The sequence below is a fragment of the Plectonema radiosum NIES-515 genome (assembly GCF_025753815.1).
GTDB classification, from domain to species: Bacteria; Cyanobacteriota; Cyanobacteriia; order Cyanobacteriales; family Nostocaceae; genus Hassallia; species Hassallia radiosum_A.
In genome coordinates this window covers 1-1,765 of the sequence record NZ_JAOWRF010000236.1, presented here as the reverse complement: position 1 = coordinate 1,765, position 1,765 = coordinate 1, and the positions used below count along the sequence as shown (strand labels likewise).

The 1,765-nt window shown below is 42.3% G+C and carries 1 protein-coding gene; it reads left to right on the top strand.

The genetic code is table 11. From position 1 onward, the window contains the following. The first annotated feature begins 377 nt into the window (after nt 1-377). Nucleotides 378-1,760: a cytochrome P450 gene (locus OGM63_RS16220; protein ID WP_263746628.1), complete on the top strand. Its 1,383-nt coding sequence runs from the start codon at nt 378-380 to the stop codon at nt 1,758-1,760. The last annotated feature ends 5 nt before the right edge of the window (nt 1,761-1,765 follow it).

The following is a 1,765-nucleotide window of genomic DNA, read 5'->3' as shown; positions in this document are numbered from 1 at the left end:
CGTATTTCGCGTCTGTACATTCGTATTTCGCGTCTGTACATTCGTATTTCGCGTCTGTACATTCGTATTTCGCGTCTGTACATTCGTATTTCGCGTCTGTACATTCGTATTTCGCGTCTGTACATTCTAATTTCGCGTCTGTACATTCGTATTTCGCGTCTGTACATTCGTATTTCGCGTCTGTACATTCTTTTTCACGACGTTTGTCTACTAGATGAAACCTGACAAGTTATCTGATTTTTTTATAATAGATGAAGACTAAAAATCAACGCTAATCTTGTTTTGAATTGTTGAAAATAACAATTGCAACATTTAAATTGCATATTAACAACAACAATAGTCCTATTACTTCGTCAAATTTTCGGCTGAAAAATCCTATGCAACTAATCAACCCTGTCAAATCTCCTTCATTTTTCCAAAAAATCCAATGGGTTGCCAATCCTGTAAGATATATGGAAACCGCAGTCAAGGAATATCCTGACATTTTCAGTGCTAGAATCATCGGCTTTGGTGGCAACTTAATATTCGTCAATCATCCCCAAGCGCTTCAGGAAATATTAACAAACGATCGCAAAAAGTTTGCGGCTCCTGGTGGTGTGAACAAACTTCTACAACCATTACTAGGTGATTATTCGGTTGTCATGCTCGAAGGCGATCGCCACAAAAAGCGACGACAATTAGTCATGCCTTCGTTTCACGGTGAGCGGATGCTCAACTACGGAAAATTAATCCGTAATATCACCGAAAAAACCATTAGTAATTTACCACATAATCAGCCCTTTTTAGCTCGGAATGCAATGCAGGAAATCTCCCTGCAAGTCATCATAGAGGCTGTTTTTGGCTTGCATGAAGGAGAACGCTGTCAACAACTTAAACGCGGACTGACAACAATGTTAGATTTGTTTCGTTCGCCACTGAGTTCTAGCTTTTTGTTTTTCCCTTGGCTACAAAAAGATTTAGGTGCTTGGAGTCCTTGGGGAAAATTTGTACGCGATCGCTCGGCAATTGATCGAGTAATTTACAAAGAAATTGCTGAACGTCGCTCTTTACCCGATCCAAATCGCGTCGATATTCTCTCCCTACTGATGTCAGCGCAAGATGAAGAGGGAAATCCCATGACGGATCAAGAGTTGCGCGATGAATTGATGACCATGTTATTTGCTGGACATGAAACCACCGCAACTGCAATGGCTTGGGCATTATATTGGACTCACCATCACCCAGAAGTTCGTCACAAAATCCTCCAAGAACTCGATACCTTGGGGGAATCACCAGATCCCATGAGCATTTTCCGGCTACCTTATCTTACCGCTGTTTGTAATGAAACTTTGCGAATTCATCCTGTAGCCATGTTGACTTTCCCCAGAGTCGTGCGAGAACCAGTGGAACTACTAGGACATAAATTAGAGCCTGGTACAAACATTGTTGGCTGCATGTATCTAGTTCATCAGCGTGAGGATTTATATCCACAACCCAAGCAGTTTAAACCAGAACGCTTTTTAGAACGGCAATTTTCCCCTTATGAGTTTATACCTTTTGGTGCTGGTGCCCGTCGCTGTATTGGCGATGCTTTAGCTCAGTTTGAAATGAAACTAGTATTGGCAACAACTTTGTCACACTATCAACTAGCGCTAGCTGATAATCAACCAGAAACCCCTCAGCGTCGAGGTATTACCCTTGCACCTGCCCGTGGTGTGAAGATGGTAATTACCGGAGAGCGTGTGCGTCCAGAATCGCAATTGACTATGGCAAGGACTTGAGGCAG